Source organism: Streptomyces sp. NPDC054841 (genome assembly GCF_053611045.1).
This window is the reverse complement of sequence record NZ_JBSGZO010000204.1, coordinates 1-14797: the sequence shown is the minus strand read 5'-3', so window position 1 is coordinate 14797 and position 14797 is coordinate 1. Positions and strand designations below refer to the sequence as shown.

At 71.1% G+C, this 14797-nt stretch carries 14 protein-coding genes and 1 pseudogene; 8 read left to right on the top strand and 7 right to left on the bottom strand.

The features are described from left to right. Nucleotides 1-149: 149 nt before the first annotated feature. Both ACWGI8_RS24910 and ACWGI8_RS24905 read right to left on the bottom strand, forming a co-directional pair. A pseudogene (locus ACWGI8_RS24910) lies at nucleotides 150-405 on the bottom strand (SAM-dependent methyltransferase); the annotation flags it as partial. A gap of 160 nt (nucleotides 406-565) precedes the next feature. Then, nucleotides 566-1351, bottom strand: a complete 786-nt coding sequence (locus ACWGI8_RS24905) for a sulfite exporter TauE/SafE family protein (RefSeq protein WP_453664084.1) — start codon at nucleotides 1349-1351, stop codon at nucleotides 566-568. 371 nt (nucleotides 1352-1722) lie between these two features. Here ACWGI8_RS24905 and ACWGI8_RS24900 point away from each other — a divergent pair, with 371 nt between their 5' ends. The 4 genes from ACWGI8_RS24900 to ACWGI8_RS24885 are packed head-to-tail and all read left to right on the top strand — an operon-like array spanning nucleotide 1723 to nucleotide 6613. Continuing rightward, a complete protein-coding gene (locus ACWGI8_RS24900) occupies nucleotides 1723-3150 on the top strand; it encodes an FAD-dependent oxidoreductase (protein WP_453664082.1) in 1428 nt (475 codons plus the stop codon). Nucleotide 3151: 1 nt separating this feature from the next. Then, a complete protein-coding gene (gene nirB / locus ACWGI8_RS24895; protein WP_453664080.1) occupies nucleotides 3152-5680 on the top strand; it encodes a nitrite reductase large subunit NirB in 2529 nt (842 codons plus the stop codon). Continuing rightward, the gene (gene nirD / locus ACWGI8_RS24890) at nucleotides 5677-6057 is read left to right on the top strand and encodes a nitrite reductase small subunit NirD (RefSeq protein WP_453664079.1); all 381 of its coding nucleotides are present in this window, start codon (nucleotides 5677-5679) and stop codon (nucleotides 6055-6057) included. The genes nirB and nirD overlap by 4 nt, the downstream gene beginning before the upstream one ends. A 43-nt stretch (nucleotides 6058-6100) precedes the next feature. Continuing rightward, nucleotides 6101-6613, top strand: a complete 513-nt coding sequence (locus ACWGI8_RS24885; protein WP_453664077.1) for a DinB family protein — start codon at nucleotides 6101-6103, stop codon at nucleotides 6611-6613. Here the strand turns inward: ACWGI8_RS24885 and ACWGI8_RS24880 are convergent. Then, nucleotides 6607-6771 (bottom strand): hypothetical protein, encoded by a 165-nt coding sequence (locus tag ACWGI8_RS24880; RefSeq protein ID WP_453664075.1) that lies wholly within the window; start codon nucleotides 6769-6771, stop codon nucleotides 6607-6609. The genes ACWGI8_RS24885 and ACWGI8_RS24880 overlap by 7 nt on opposite strands. A 2-nt stretch (nucleotides 6772-6773) precedes the next feature. After that, nucleotides 6774-7262, bottom strand: coding sequence for a pyridoxamine 5'-phosphate oxidase family protein (locus ACWGI8_RS24875; RefSeq protein ID WP_453664073.1), 489 nt, complete (start codon nucleotides 7260-7262; stop codon nucleotides 6774-6776). Nucleotides 7263-7590: 328 nt separating this feature from the next. Between ACWGI8_RS24875 and ACWGI8_RS24870 the strand changes: the two genes are divergently transcribed. The 3 genes from ACWGI8_RS24870 to ACWGI8_RS24860 all read left to right on the top strand — a co-directional run bounded on the left by ACWGI8_RS24870 (nucleotide 7591) and on the right by ACWGI8_RS24860 (nucleotide 10407). Then, on the top strand, nucleotides 7591-8364 hold the full coding sequence (locus ACWGI8_RS24870; RefSeq protein ID WP_453664086.1) for an AraC family transcriptional regulator: 774 nt from the start codon (nucleotides 7591-7593) through the stop codon (nucleotides 8362-8364). 72 nt (nucleotides 8365-8436) lie between these two features. Further along, complete coding sequence (locus ACWGI8_RS24865; RefSeq protein ID WP_453664071.1) at nucleotides 8437-9021, top strand: TetR/AcrR family transcriptional regulator; 585 nt, start codon at nucleotides 8437-8439, stop codon at nucleotides 9019-9021. Between the two features lie 450 nt (nucleotides 9022-9471). Continuing rightward, entirely contained in the window at nucleotides 9472-10407 is a 936-nt protein-coding gene (locus tag ACWGI8_RS24860; protein WP_453664069.1) for an oxidoreductase, read from the top strand. Here the strand turns inward: ACWGI8_RS24860 and ACWGI8_RS24855 are convergent, their stop codons facing one another. Both ACWGI8_RS24855 and ACWGI8_RS24850 read right to left on the bottom strand, forming a co-directional pair. Next, nucleotides 10408-10818, bottom strand: coding sequence for a VOC family protein (locus ACWGI8_RS24855; protein WP_453664067.1), 411 nt, complete (start codon nucleotides 10816-10818; stop codon nucleotides 10408-10410). It lies immediately after the preceding gene. Between the two features lie 167 nt (nucleotides 10819-10985). Then, nucleotides 10986-11504 (bottom strand): hypothetical protein, encoded by a 519-nt coding sequence (locus ACWGI8_RS24850; RefSeq protein ID WP_453664065.1) that lies wholly within the window; start codon nucleotides 11502-11504, stop codon nucleotides 10986-10988. Nucleotides 11505-12114: 610 nt separating this feature from the next. On the opposite strand from ACWGI8_RS24850, the gene ACWGI8_RS24845 reads away from it, so the two are divergent. After that, the gene (locus ACWGI8_RS24845) at nucleotides 12115-13272 is read left to right on the top strand and encodes an alkaline phosphatase PhoX (protein ID WP_453664063.1); all 1158 of its coding nucleotides are present in this window, start codon (nucleotides 12115-12117) and stop codon (nucleotides 13270-13272) included. On the opposite strand, the gene ACWGI8_RS24840 is transcribed toward ACWGI8_RS24845, so the two are convergent. Continuing rightward, nucleotides 13238-14290, bottom strand: coding sequence for an ArsR/SmtB family transcription factor (locus ACWGI8_RS24840; RefSeq protein WP_453664061.1), 1053 nt, complete (start codon nucleotides 14288-14290; stop codon nucleotides 13238-13240). The genes ACWGI8_RS24845 and ACWGI8_RS24840 overlap by 35 nt on opposite strands. Nucleotides 14291-14797: the final 507 nt, after the last annotated feature.

Sequence of the window (14797 nt, the reverse complement as noted above, 5' to 3'; positions counted from 1 at the left end):
GCCGGAACCGGCGGGCGCCCCTTTCGTTGTCAGAAGCTGTGTCACATCCTCTTTTCGCAGATCACGGGTCCATGAAACGTGGTAGTGATCTCGCTTGCCATTCGATCGGGCGTCGATGAGCGGGCAGCCGAACGGCAACGGAGGGATCTTCAGGCGGCCGCCGTATCCCGGCGGAACAGCGCCGTCCACAGGAATGCCTCACCGAACAGCGCCGACTCAGGCGGCTCGTCATGCATCCGGCGCAGTTCGACCTCTGTCAGGTCCGAGAACATCCAGCGCAGCGACTCCGGGGTAGCCGAGGCCGCCCTGCAGCTGCAATTCGCGATACAAGTCCGCGTCGGAGAGTTCCGAGCCCATCGCGCCGGCGGCGAAGCAAGTGAACGCGAGGTGGCCGCCGGGGGCTAAGGGCTGTCCCGTAATCCCCGGCGGGCGCATGACGACAGCTACGGCACCTCGCTGCGTTGTCGGATCGCCCGAATACGCCCAGTATGAGGACGACCCTCCGCCTTGCGATGCACCGCATCTGACGCCGCGCGCTGATCCACCGGGGATTACGGGACAGCCCTTAGGCAGACCACTGGTCGAAAGCGAGCTTCGCGACCAGCGAGAAGACGACCACGATCAGCACTCTTCGGACGAACTCCGCCCCCTCCTTCAGCGCCATCCGCGCCCCGAACATGCCGCCGGCCAGATTGAACACCGCCATCATCGCGGCCAGCTGCCACAGGACGGCGCCCTGGTAGGCGAACATCGCGACCGCCCCGGCGTTGGCGCAGGCGTTGACGATCTTGGCGGTGGCGGAGGCGGTCACCAGGTCCAGATGGAGCACCGCGGTCAGCGCGAGCACCAGGAAGGTGCCGGTGCCGGGCCCGAACAGCCCGTCGTAGAAGCCGATCCCGCCGCCGACGAGGACGATCGCGGTGACGACCCGGGCACGGGTGGCCGGGCGACGCCGGTCCTGCGCCGTGGTCCCGAACGACGGGCGCAGCACCACGAGCGCGGCAACGCCCAGCAGCACCACCATGATCACCGGGCGGAGCACATCGCTGCTGATGCCCGTCGCGAAGAACGCCCCGCCCATGGACCCGGCGAGGGCGGCGAGCCCGATCCGTACTGCCGTCTTCATCCGGACCGGGGCCTTGCGGACGTATGTCACCGCCGCGCCCGAGGTACCGAAGATCGCCACGGCCTTGTTGGTACCCAGGACGTGCGCGGCCGGGACATGCGGCATCCCGAGCAGCAGCGCGGGGACGAGCAGCAGCCCGCCGCCGCCCACCACCGCGTCGATCCAGCCCGCCACGGCGGCGGCAAGACACAGGAGGAAAAGGGTGGTCAGCGATATGTCAGGCATGATCACGACGCTATGGAGCGGATACGTGTGCCGTCCATCATTCCCGGCCCCCCAGCCCCAAGTTCACGGTCCCGAGCCCCCAAGTCCCCGGTCACGAGTCCCCAGGTCCCCGGTCCCGAGCCCCCGGTCCCGAGTCCCCAGTCCTGAGTCCCCCGTTCCGGGCCGGCGAGCGGGTCGAAGGCCGCCTCGGACGGCCTGACCACGGGTGGGGCCATGGGCTGGGCGAGCAGTGGGCGACGGATACGTGTGCGTCCCTCACACACCGACCGATGCATCCCTCACACACCGGCCGACCGGGCGCTGAGGGCAGTGTTCCGCGCGGGAAACAACCGGGATGCCATCGGGTAACACCCGCGCCGCAGGCTACGTACATGGATTCGAGGATCGTGGTGATCGGCGCCGGGATGGCGGGCGCGCGGCTGGCGCGACAGCTGGCCCCGGCGTGCGACGTCACGCTGCTCGGCGAAGAGCCGCACGCCCCTTACAACAGGGTGCTGCTCGCCGAGGTGCTCGCCGGCCGGTACGGCCCCGAGGTGATCGCCCTGCCGCCGGTGCCGGACGGTGCGGACACGGTGCGGCGCGGGGTCCGGGCGGTACGGATCGACCGCGAGGCACGGACGGTGCACTGCGCGGACGGTTCGGCGATGGCATACGACCGGCTGGTGCTGGCGACCGGATCGAACCCGGTGCTGCCCCCGCTGCGCGGCATCGGCGGGCAGCTGCCGGACGGCGTCCACCCCTTCCGCACGCTCGACGACTGTCTGGCCCTCGCGGCCGTGGCCGGCCGCGGCACCCGTGCCGTGGTCGTCGGCGGCGGACTGCTCGGCGTCTCGGCGGCCCGGGCGCTGGCGGAACGCGGTGCGGACGTGGTCCTGGCCCACCAGGGTCCTTCCCTGATGGACCGCCACCTCGACCCGGCGGCGGGCGCGCTGGTCAGGCGCCATCTGGAGGACCTGGGCGTGGAGGTCCACACCGAGTGCCGCGCCCGGGGTCTGCGCCATGACGAGGCGGTCACCGGCGTCGAACTCGCCGACGGGTTCGTCCTCGACGCGGAGTGCGTGGTCCTCGCGTGCGGGGTCCGTCCGCGCACCGGACTCGCCGCGGATGCCGGCCTGGACGTCCGCCAGGGAATCGTGGTCGACGACCGGCTGTGTACGTCCGACCCGTACATCCACGCCATCGGTGACTGCGCCGAACACGCGGGCACGGTCTACGGCCTGGCAACGGCCGCCGTGGAACAGGCGGACGTCCTGGCGGCGATCCTGACCTCGGACCTGCTGCCCGGCCCGGGCTCCGCCCCGGACGCCACGGCCTCCGTCGCCGACGGCGCTGCTTCGCAGCCCGTCGGGGGTACCTCCCAGGCGAAGCTCTGGGGGAGTTCGACGACCGACACACCGGCCCCCCCGGCGGTACCGGGCCCCTTCGAAACCCCCGCGGCCCCCGCGCCCGAGCAGTTGCCGGGGCTCGGGGACGAGCCCGCGCCGGGGGCCGGGGGGCCGCAGGGCCCCCGCTACACCGGCACACGCGCCCTCACCCGGCTCACCCTCGGCAGCGCCGGCAGCTTCGACGTCGCCGCGTTCGGGGAGCCGTCGCCGCAGCCCGGCGACGACGTCGTGCAGCTCGCGGACGCCACCCGCGGCGCCTACCGGAAGGTCGTCGTCCGCGGTGACCGGCTCGTCGGGGGCGTACTCCTCGGGGATCTCGCGACCGTCGGCGCGCTCGCCCGGGCCTGGGAGGGCGACGAAGCCCTGCCGCCCGCCCCACTGCTCCACCTGCTCACCAACGATGGAGGCTCCTGAGATGGCCACAGCGGACACCTCGTCCACCCCCACGATCGTGCTCGTCGGCCACGGGATGGTCGGCCAGCGCTTCCTGGAGGCCCTCGCGGAGCGGGGCGTCACCGGGCGGGCGCGGGTCGTCGTCCTCTGTGAGGAGCCGCGGCCGGCGTACGACCGGGTCCAGCTGACCTCGTACTTCTCCGGCCGTACCCCGGACGAGCTCTCCCTCGTCGAGGAAGGGTTCATGGCGCGGCACGGCATCGAGCTGTTCCTCGGCGACCCGGCCGAGCGGATCGACCGCGAGGCACGCACGGTCACCTCGCGTGCCGGACGGACGTTCAGGTACGACACCCTCGTCCTGGCGACCGGCTCGTACCCGTTCGTGCCGCCCGTGCCCGGCAAGGACGCCGAGGGCTGTTTCGTCTACCGCACCATCGAGGATCTCCTCGCCATCGAGGAGTACGCGATGACCTCCCGCACCGGCGTCGTCGTCGGCGGCGGACTCCTCGGCCTGGAGGCGGCGGGTGCGCTCAAGGGCCTCGGCCTGGACACCCACATCGTGGAGTTCGCGCCGCGACTGATGCCGGTGCAGGTCGATGACGGCGGCGGCGCGGCGCTGCTGCGCACCATCGAGGGCATGGGGCTGACCGTCCACACGGGCGTCGGCACCCAGGAGATCGTCACCGCCGAGGGCACGGCCACGGGGATGAAGCTCTCCGACGGCTCGGAGCTCAGCACCGATCTCGTCGTCTTCTCGGCCGGTGTCCGGCCGCGTGACCAGCTCGCCCGCGACATGGGCATCGACGTCGGTGAGCGCGGCGGCATCGTCGTCGACGAGCGGTGCCGCACCTCGGACCCCTCCGTGTACGCGATCGGCGAGTGCGCCCTCGCCTCGGACGGCCGCGTGTACGGACTGGTCGCGCCCGGCTACGAGATGGCGACGACCGTCGCCGACGTCCTCGCCGACGAGACTGCCGAAAGCTCCTTCACCGGTGCCGACATGTCGACGAAGCTGAAGCTGCTCGGTGTGGACGTGGCGTCGTTCGGCGACGCGCACGGCACGGCCGAGGGCTGCCTGGACGTCGTGTACTCCGACTCACGTGCGGGGGTGTACAAGAAGCTCGTGGTCAGCCCGGAGGGCACGCTGCTCGGCGGCGTCCTGGTCGGTGACGCCGACTCGTACGGCATGCTGCGGCCACTCACGGGCTCGGTCCCGCCCGTCTCGCCCGAGCAGCTGGTGCTGCCCGCCGGCGCCGGCGCGCCCGTCGCCCTCGGCCCGTCCGCGCTCCCCGACGACGCCGTCATCTGCTCCTGCCACAACGTCACCAAGGGCGCGATCTGCGAGCACACCTCGCTCCCCGAGGTGAAGAAGTGCACCAAGGCCGGTACCGGCTGCGGCAGTTGCGTCAAGGTGATCGGCCAACTGCTTCCGCAGTCCGCGGACAAGGGGCTGTGCGGCTGCTTCTCCTACACCCGCAGCGAGCTGTACGAGATCGTCCGCACCCTGCGGCTGACGTCGTACGCGGCCGTGCTCGACTCGCACGGCCGCGAGGAGGCACGCGGCGGCGACGGCTGCGAGATCTGCAAGCCCGCGGTGGGGTCGATCCTCGCGAGCCTGGGCAACGGCTACATCCTCGACGGCGAGCAGGCCGCGCTCCAGGACACCAACGACCACTTCCTGGCGAACCTGCAGCGCAACGGCTCGTACTCGATCGTGCCGCGCATCCCGGGCGGCGAGATCACCCCCGACAAGCTGATCGTGATCGGCGAGGTGGCCCGGGACTTCGGCCTCTACACGAAGATCACGGGCGGCCAGCGGATCGACATGTTCGGCGCGCGGGTGGACCAGCTTCCGGCGATCTGGACGCGCCTCGTCGACGCGGGCTTCGAGTCGGGGCACGCGTACGGAAAGGCGCTGCGGACGGTCAAGTCCTGTGTGGGGCAGACCTGGTGCCGCTACGGCGTCCAGGACAGCGTCCGCATGGCCATCGACCTGGAGCTGCGCTACCGGGGGCTGCGGGCCCCGCACAAGCTGAAGTCCGCGGTCTCGGGCTGCGCCCGCGAATGCGCGGAGGCCCAGTCCAAGGACTTCGGCGTGATCGCCACGGCCTCGGGGTGGAACCTGTACGTCGGCGGGAACGGCGGCGCCACACCCCGCCACGCGGACCTGCTCGCCCAGGACCTGTCCGACGCCGAACTGGTGCGGCTGATCGACCGGTTCCTGATGTTCTACATCCGTACCGCGGACCGGCTGGAGCGCACCTCCACCTGGCTGGAGCGCCTGGAAGGCGGCCTGGACCACCTGCGGGACGTCGTCGTGCACGACTCGCTCGGGCTGTGCGACGAGCTGGAGGCGCTGATGGCGGAGCATGTCGCGGGCTACCGCGACGAGTGGGCCGAGACGCTGGACGACCCGGACCGGCTGCGCCGCTTCGTGTCGTTCGTGAACGCGCCGGACGCGCCGGACCCGTCGGTGCGGTTCGTCCCCGAGCGCGACCAGATCAAGCCGGACCTCACCATTCTGACTCTGGAAGGGACTTCGATCCGATGACACTCCAACTCGAGCTGGAGGGAACCTGGTTCCCGGTCTGCGAGATGTCCGGGCTGACTCCCGGCCGGGGCATGGCGGCACTGCTCCCCGACGGCCGCCAGGCCGCCGTCTTCCTGGACCGCGCGGGCCGGGCGTACGCGATCGACAACCGCGACCCGTTCACCGGCGCCCAGGTCCTCTCCCGCGGCCTGCTGGGGTCCGCGGAGGGCCGGGTGTTCGTCGCCTCGCCGCTGCTGAAGCAGCGGTTCGACCTGGAGACGGGTCAATGCCTGGACGACGACGCGGTGTCGGTGCGTGCCTATCCTGTCCGGACGTCCGCGCGGGCGTCGGCCCTGACGCCGGCCACGGCCCCGGTCAGGGAACGGGCCGACGCGTAAATACCGTGCGGCGCCTCACGGGCCTCCGGTACCGTCCGAGCCCATGACGCCTTCCCGCATACGTCCCCCGTTCGTGGCCGACGAGCGGACTCAGCTCGTCGGCTGGCTCGACATGCAGCGCGCGATCGTCCACTACAAGTGCGAGGGGCTGTCCGGGGCGGACGCGCACCGGTCCGTGCTTCCGACGTCGCCGCTCATGACCGTGGCGGGCATCGTCTCCCACTTGCGCTGGACCGAACAGGTCTGGTTCGAGGTCGTCTTCCTCGGCCGGCCTGCCGACGGGCCGCAGTTCGACGACAAGGTCGAGGACGCCGACATGATGGTCGACGGCGTCCCGCTCGAACAGCTGCTGGAGGAGTACGAGCGGCAGTGCGCGGTGTCGAACGAGATCGTCGCCGCCCACTCGCTGGATGAGGTGGGCCGCCACCCGGACTTCAAGTCCGCCGCCGCGTCGCTGCGCTGGATGCTGATCCACATGGTCGAGGAGACGGCCCGGCACGCGGGTCATCTGGACACGATCCGGGAGCTGCTCGACGGCGAGAAGGGCTACTACTGACCCACGAGGCGGTCGGCGTGCTCGGCCGGCCCCGCCGAGTCCTCGACCGGGAGGTCGACGGCGACGGCGTCATGGCCCAGGGCCCGCAGCTCGGGAATGACACGGTGCCAGTACCAGGCCCGGCCGTCGGCACCGGGGATCAACACGGAGGTCGTCATGGTCACCGCCCCGGGGCCGCGCCGGGGAGGCGCCGGACGAAGTCGAGGACTCCCACCCAGGTGGGCCGCAGCGCGATGCGCGCCATGCGCACGCCCGGGACCTCGACCTCGGCGACGTTGCGCGCGCCCTGCTCGGGGCCGTAGTAGCGGCGGTGCGCCAACGCGTACTCCGGCACGATCCCGTCGACTTCGGTGACTGCCACCGGCCCGCGCAGGAGCAGGACCTCGGGCGGCGGCCCAGGCGTGTCGATGGTGACGGCGACGGTGGGGCGATCCCGAAGGGAGGCGATCTTGTGGGCGCCGACGAAGGTGGCGAACACGAGCTCCTCGCCCGTCCAGTGGAACATCATCGGCATCACGCGAGGCGTCCCGTCCCGCGCCACGTAGGCGAAGCGGGCCAGCTCGGTGGAGGCGAGCAGGCGCCGGGCCATGTCGCTGTGGAGCAGTCGTACGTCACCCTGCGGCAGGTCCATCGGGCCGGTGCTCGCCATGGCAGCCTCCTCGCCCCCGCTCCCACCGATCCTAAGGGCTGTCCCGTAATCCCCGGTGGATCAGCGCGCGGCGTCAGATGCGGTGCATCGCAAGGCGGAGGGTCGTCCTCATACTGGGCGTATTCGGGCGATCCGACAACGCAGCGAGGTGCCGTAGCTGTCGTCGTGCGCCCGCCGGGGATTACGGGACAGCCCTTAGGTCGTGTCTTCCCGGGCCTTCGACCCCGCGGGGTCCAGGGGCACCGGAGGAGACACTGGAACGGTGACGACCGGACCACATGACGGCTGGGCCCGCTACTGGCGGGACCCGGAGCGCCCGCTGGAGGCCATGCACGCGCACTTCTCCACTCATGTGTACGCGCGGCACAGCCATGACGCCTACTCCTTCGGCTTCACCGAGGCCGGCGCCCAGCGGTTCAGCTGCCGCGGCGGGGCGCACACCAGCGCCGCCGGACTGCTGATGGCGTTCAATCCCGACGATCCGCACGACGGGCGGGCCGCGGCCGAGCTCGGTTACCAGTACCGGATGGTGCACATCGGGCCGGAGCTGGTGCGGGACGTGCTCGCGGACGCGACCGGCGGGCGCGGCGCCATGCCGCTGTTCACGGCGCCCGTACTGCACGATCCGGTGCTGCGCGGCACGCTGCTGCGGCTGCACACGGCGCTGGCCGGCGCGGCGGATCCGCTGGTGCGGGACGAGCGGCTGACGGCCGCGGTGACGGCGATGGTGCGCCGGGGAGCGTCCGGAACGGTCCGGGTGCCCGACGCGCCGGGCGGCTCCCGCGCGAGGGCGGCCCGCCGGGCGCGCGACCTGCTGCGGGAGCGGTACGCCGAGCAGATCCCCGCGCAGTGGCTGGCGGACGCGGCGGGACTGAGCCGGTTCGCGCTGTACCGGGCGTTCCGTGCCGAGTACGGGATGACGCCGAGCGACTACCAGCGGCTGCTGCGGCTGCGACGGGGGCGGGAGCTGCTGGCGGGCGGGGTGACGGCGGCGGAAGTGGCAGCCGTGACGGGGTTCGCGGACCAGTCCCACTTCCACCGGTGGTTCGTGCGGTACTACGGGCTGACGCCCGGCACGTATCAGCGAGCGGACATTGCTTGAGCCCATTGCTTGAGCCCATTGCTTGAGCTCATTACTTGACCGGTCGTTCCAGATAGACGTACGGTCATCGACATGGCCAGGACCAAGGAATTCGACCCTGACGCCGCACTCCAGTCAGCGCTCGAGCTGTTCTGGTCCCGCGGCTACGAGGCGACGTCGATGGCGGACCTCGTGGAGCACCTCGGCATCGGCCGCGCCAGCATCTACGCGACCTTCGGCAACAAGCGCGAGCTGTACCTCAGGGCGATGGACCGGTACGGCGAGACCCGCGACCCGAGCCTGTTCGCCGAGCTGTCCCGGCCCGGGCCCGCGCTGCCGGGCGTCCGGGCGGTCGTGCGCCGCTTCGCCGCGGAGTCCGCTACCGACGAGGCCCGGCTGGCAGGCTGCTTCGTCACCAACTCGGCCGCCGAACTGGCCCCGCACGACACGGCGGTCGCCCGCAGGGTGGAGCTGAGCTGGGAGCACATCGAGACCCTGCTCCACTCGGCCCTCACCCGCGCCCGCGCCCAGGGCGAACTACCCGCCGACCGCGACCCCCGCTCCCTGGCCCGCATGCTCCTGGTCCTGATGCAGGGCATGCGCGTGGTCGGCAAGGCCTCCAGCGACCCGGGCCGCATCCGCGACGCGGCGGAACAGGCTCTGTCGCTCCTGGACTGAGGCACCGCGGGACACGCCTGGGCACCGCCGGACACCACTGGACCCGCTGAACGCCGCCGGACCGGGGCACCGCGACCCGCCGCGCCACGCGCCGCACCCTGCACCATGACGGGCTCTTCGATACCCGCATAACAGAACGATCGGTCAATTAATGGGGCCGGGCCCATGAGCCACGCGCACGTCACGCAGCAACACTCATGAGCAACACCGAACGCCACCCAGCACCTCACCTCACCGCTCGCGGGCTCCGTCGTCGGCACCGACCTGGCGATCGACTCGGACTCGGAGGCGTGACCGGGAGGCCCCGGAGGGGAGGAACGGGGCGGCAAGGGGCGGGGCGGTGAAAGGCGGGGCGGAAAGGCGGGCATCCCCGACCATACGCACCCGTACGGTCGGGGGTACGCTGGCAGCACAGGTCTTTCCTGCCGACACGTACCGGAGGAGCCCGCCATGCCGACGAAGACCGGCTGGACCACACGCGACATCCCCGACCAGAGCGGGCGGACCGCCGTGGTCACCGGAGCCAACAGCGGAATCGGACTCGTCACGGCCCGTGAGCTCGCCCGCCACGGCGCGCGGGTGATCCTCGCATGCCGCAGCGAGTCCCGCGGCAAGGAGGCCGAGGAGCTCATCAAGCAGCAGGTTCAGGGCGCGGACGTGGAGTTCCGGCCACTGGACCTGGCCGACCTCGCCTCCGTACGGCAGTTCGCGGAGTCGTACAAGCCTCAGACGCTGGATCTGCTCATCAACAACGCGGGCGTGATGGCGCTGCCCTACGGCACGACCGCCGACGGTTTCGAGACCCAGTTCGGGGTCAATCACCTGGGGCACTTCGCCCTCACCGGACTGCTGCTCCCGAAACTGCTCAACACGCCGGGCGCCCGCGTGGTGAGCGTGTCCAGCGGGATGCACGCAATCGCCAATGTCGACATGGGCGACCTCAACGGCGAGCGCCGCTACCGCCGTTGGGTGGCCTACGGCCGCTCCAAGACGGCGAACCTGCTGTTCGTCCACGAGCTGGCACGCAGGCTGCGGGCCGCGGGCTCGGACGTCGTCGCGGTGGCCGCACACCCCGGCTACGCGGCGACCAACCTCCAGACCGCGGGCGCGAAGATGGAGGGCCGCCGGACGGCCGAGCGGCTCGCCGAGCTCGCCAACCGGATCATCGCCCAGCCCGCCGAGATGGGCGCGCTGCCGACGCTGTACGCCGCGACCGCGACCGGTGTGCAGCCCGACTCGTTCACCGGACCGAGGATCCAGGGACTGCGGGGCACGCCCACGAAGTCCTGGCGGGCCAAGTGGACGCTGAACGACGTCACCGGTGAGCGGCTCTGGGTGGCGTCCGAGCAGCTCACCGGCGTGCCGTACGAGAGCCTGAAGTCCTGATCAGGCGTGGTCCACAACGGCCTTCGGGTCCATCCACACGACCTCCCAGATGTGGTGGTCCGGGTCCTGGAAGGAACGGCCGTACATGAAGCCGTGGTCCTGGGGCTCGTTCGCCGGCGACCCGCCGGCCCCGAGGGCCGCGTCGGCCAGTTCGTCGACCTTCTCCCGGCTCTCGGCGCTTAGCGCGATGATCGCCTCGGTGGTGGCGGCCGCGTCGGCGATGTCCTTCTTCGTGAAGTCCTTGAAGCGGGGCTCGGTGAGGAGCATCGCGAAGATGGTGTCGCTGAAGACGAGACAGGCGGTCTTCTCGTCGCTGAACTGGGGGTTGAAGGAGTAACCGAGCTTGCTCCAGAAGGCCTTCGACTTCTCGAGGTCCTTCACCGGCAGGTTCACGAAGATCATCTGGGACATCGCTGTTCTCGCTCTCGTCGTCGCGTTGCTGTGGTGTCGGCTTTCGGAGGGTAGACCCACGGGCTGCGCGGAACTCATCGCCGCCGGGAGAGGAATTTTCGGCCCTGCTCGGCTGCCCTGCTCGGCCCCGCCGCCTGCCGCCTGCTCCAACTCCGAAGCCCGGCCGCCTACTCCAGTCCCGACGCCCTGAAGACCGCCCCCGCCTCGTCCCGCTCGATCCGGGCCGCCAGCGCGTTCAGCACGTCCGTTCCGTTGCGAAGCAGCCCGCTCGCCGACGCCGAGCGGGCCCCCCGGTCCAGGACGTGCCACAGGACCGGGTTCGCCACGAGGATCCTCGGATCGAGTTCGACCCGGTTGCCGAGGGCGTCGCGGAGGACCAGCCGCTGGGCGACGACGCCGTCGCGATGGAGCACCTGGACGAGAAGATCCGTGCTGACCCGGCGCTCGTGCACGAGCCCCCGGACCGCGAGCCAGTGACAGCCCGCCGTCACCCGCGGCGGGAAGGGAACCGCGAACAGCACCACCGCGAGCGTGCACCACATCGCGGAGCGCAGCGGCCGGAGCGTGCCGCTGCCGAGGTCCACGAGGTGGAGCAGGGCGAGCAGGCTGCCCGCGCACAGGAACGCGACCCTCAGGTCGGACGCCCGGCAGCGGTCCTCCGCGCCGGGTGCCCTGTCGCCTCCCATGGCCGCAGACGCTAGGCCGGGCCCCGCGCGGCCCACCAGAGCGCGAACGCGCCAGAGGCATGGGCGGGCGCGCCAGGTACCGCCGCTCTCATGGGCAGCGCGGCCAAGAAGATCACCGAGAAGCTGCCGGACGCGGTCGCGCGGCCTGCAAGGCGTTCTGGAAGGAACGCCTGGCAGGCCTCAAGAAGCAGCCGGCGAGCTGACGGCCTCGTCCGACGCCGCTCCGGTGCGTATGCCCCAGCGGGACAGCACTACGCGCTTGCCGTCGTACGTCGTCCACGTCCCGTCCCCGAGCGGTCGTGCGAGGCTGTCGACCGGCTCCGGATACTCGATGCGCCCACGTATCCCCGTTGACCAGCGCACCCGCGTACGACGGGGGCACCGAGGCGAGCAACTGTGTGGGAACCGATGGGGTGATCGACATGTACGCCAAGGTAACGGCCCCCACTGACAACGCCTGGCGTACCCCGACAGCCCTTGGCCGGAGCCGACGTTTCCACTTCACCGCCCGTTGATGCCGCGTCAACTCCGGACCTCTAGGTTCCGTTGGCGCGCGACCCCGCTCGCTGCCCGGCGGCGCGGGGCAAGTCACGACTCCCCTGGAGTGACAGTGGAACGACGCAGCTTCCTGCGCGGTGCGGTCATCGGCGGCACGGCCGCCGCGTTCGGCGGAACGCTGATGCACGGTGCGGCCTACGCGGCACCGGCCCAGCCGGGCCCGAGCCCCTACGGGCCGCTCGGCTCGGCGGACGCGAACGGCATCATGCTGCCCAGCGGTTTCACCAGCCGGGTGATCGCCCGGTCCGGCCAGACGGTGTCCGGCACCTCCTACACCTGGCACAACGCCCCTGACGGCGGCGCGTGCTTCGCCGACGGCTCCGGATGGATCTACGTGTCCAACTCGGAGATCAACCCCGGCGGCGGCGCCAGTGCCGTGAAGTTCAACTCGTCCGGCACCGTCACCGGCGCCTACCGCATCCTGTCCAACACCCGGCAGAACTGTGCCGGTGGCGCCACCCCGTGGAACACCTGGCTGTCCTGCGAGGAGGTCAGCCTCGGCTACGTCTACGAGACCAACCCGTGGGGCGGCACCGCCACACGCCGGGACGCCATGGGCAGGTTCAAGCACGAGGCGGCCGCCGCCGACCCGGTCCGCCAGGTCATCTACCTGACCGAGGACGAGACCAGCGGCTGCTTCTACCGGTTCATCCCCACCACCTGGGGCAACCTCGCCTCCGGCACGCTCCAGGTCCTGGTGGCCGGGACCGGCACCTCCGGCTCGTTCTCCTGGGCCAATGTGCCCGACCCCGACGGCTCGCCGACCGCGACCCGCAACCAGGTCTCCGGCTCGAAGAAGTTCAACGGCGGCGAGGGCTGCCACTACGCCAACGACACCATCTGGTTCACCACCAAGGGCGACAACCGCGTCTGGCAGCTGAACCTCGTCGCCGGCACGTACGAGCTGGCCTACGACGACTCCCTGGTCCCGGGCGGCGGCGCACCGCTGACCGGCGTGGACAACATCACCGGCGCCTCCTCCGGTGACCTGTACGTCGCCGAGGACGGCGGCAACATGGAGATCTGCATCATCACCCCGGACGACGTCGTCGCGCCGTTCCTGCGGATCACCGGCCAGTCCAGCTCCGAGATCACCGGACCGGCGTTCTCGCCGAACGGCTCGCGGCTGTACTTCTCCAGCCAGCGCGGCACGAGCGGCAGTTCGTCCGGCGGCATCACCTACGAGGTGACGGGACCGTTCCGCTCGTAACCGCCCCCGGGGTGGCCGACGCGGCCGGCACCCCCATCGGCTCCCGCTGGGCGCAGCCCCTCAGCAGAGCGGCGCCCAGCGGTGTCATCGTGTGGAGCACCGCGTTGCCGTTCCGCAGGGTGACCACGAGGCCGGCCTCCCGCAGCACACCGGCGTGCTGACTGGCGGAGGCCAGCGACACACCGGCCCTGCGGGCGAGTTCGCTCGTCGTGCAGCCGTTGCCGATGGACTGCATGACCGCCGAGCGGGTGTGGCCGACGAGCCGTCCGAGCGACAGCCCGTCCCGCTCGGAGAAACCCGGGCAGCCGGTGTGCGTGACGGGGTAGACGAGGGTGGGCGGCAGTGCCGGGTCCCGCCGGACCACCGGAGCGCCGCGGCAGAAGTACGACGGCTGCAGCAGCAGCCCGCGCCCTTCCAGATGCACCTCGCGGTCGACCGGATAGTCGGCCTCCAGGACGGGCGCGGACCAGCGCAGCATCGGCGGCAGCGAGGCGAGCAGTTCGTCCGCGCCGCCGTCGAGCAGGGCCCGGCCGCGGACGGCCCGGTCGGCCTCCACGGCGGCCTGGATCTGCGGCCAGTACGGCTCGACCGCGGCCCGGTGGTAGCTGCGCAGCGCCCCGATGAGCCGGGCCATCGGCTCCGGGGAGCCCTCGGCGAGCCCGGCGAGCCGGCCCGGCAGCCCGGCTTGCGGGCGGTCGGCGACGAGCATCCCGAGCTCGGCGCTCAGCCGTCGCGCCGGCGTCGCCCGCACCGCCTCCAGGCCCTCGTCGAGGCCGTGCAGCCCCTCGGGCGGAGTCAGGAAATCCGGGAAATAGCCGCGCGGCGGCACAAGCGCGGCCAGTAGCCGCGTTTCACCGTTCAACCGGGAGCGGGTTTCTGCACGCCATTCCCCGAAGACGCCGGCGCCGCGCCGGTCCCGTAAACGGTGAAAACTCAGAATCGTTTCCCACAAAACGTCCGGTCTGACCGCCATCCGGACCTTGGCGAGGTCATCTCCGGTGAAGTGGATTCGAAGCACGGAACCCCCACTGTTGCATCCGCAATCGCCCCCGTCACTGAGTATGCATGCAATCACAGCACGTTACCACGGTGTTTCAGCCACAGTTGAAACGCATCGCGGATGACCATGTCGAACCGAAAAGCTGTACGACGTCGGGCACGAAACCTTCGGGTACCGAGGGGCGAGGCAAAGACCGTGGGGGGCTTTCCACGCCTGGCGGCGGTCGGCGGAGGTTGCGGCTCCGTGTCCGGCATTGGTAATGGGGCGCGGCCGGTGGGTGGGGATCCGCCGACCGCGCCCCGCCTGTTCTTTGCTCAACGAATGGCGAAAATCCAGCTTCCGTTAATCCCCGCTACTGGTCCGCCGTTCAACAGGATTCACCAAACTCGCAACAGGATTCAGCAAAAGGAAACGAGCGGGACAGACACCTCCGCACAAGGTGTCCGTCCCGCTCGTCTCTTGGTGCACCGGGGCCGCCGGGCGGTCGGTGAGGGTCGGGGACCACCGACGGCCCCGGAGTCGGGG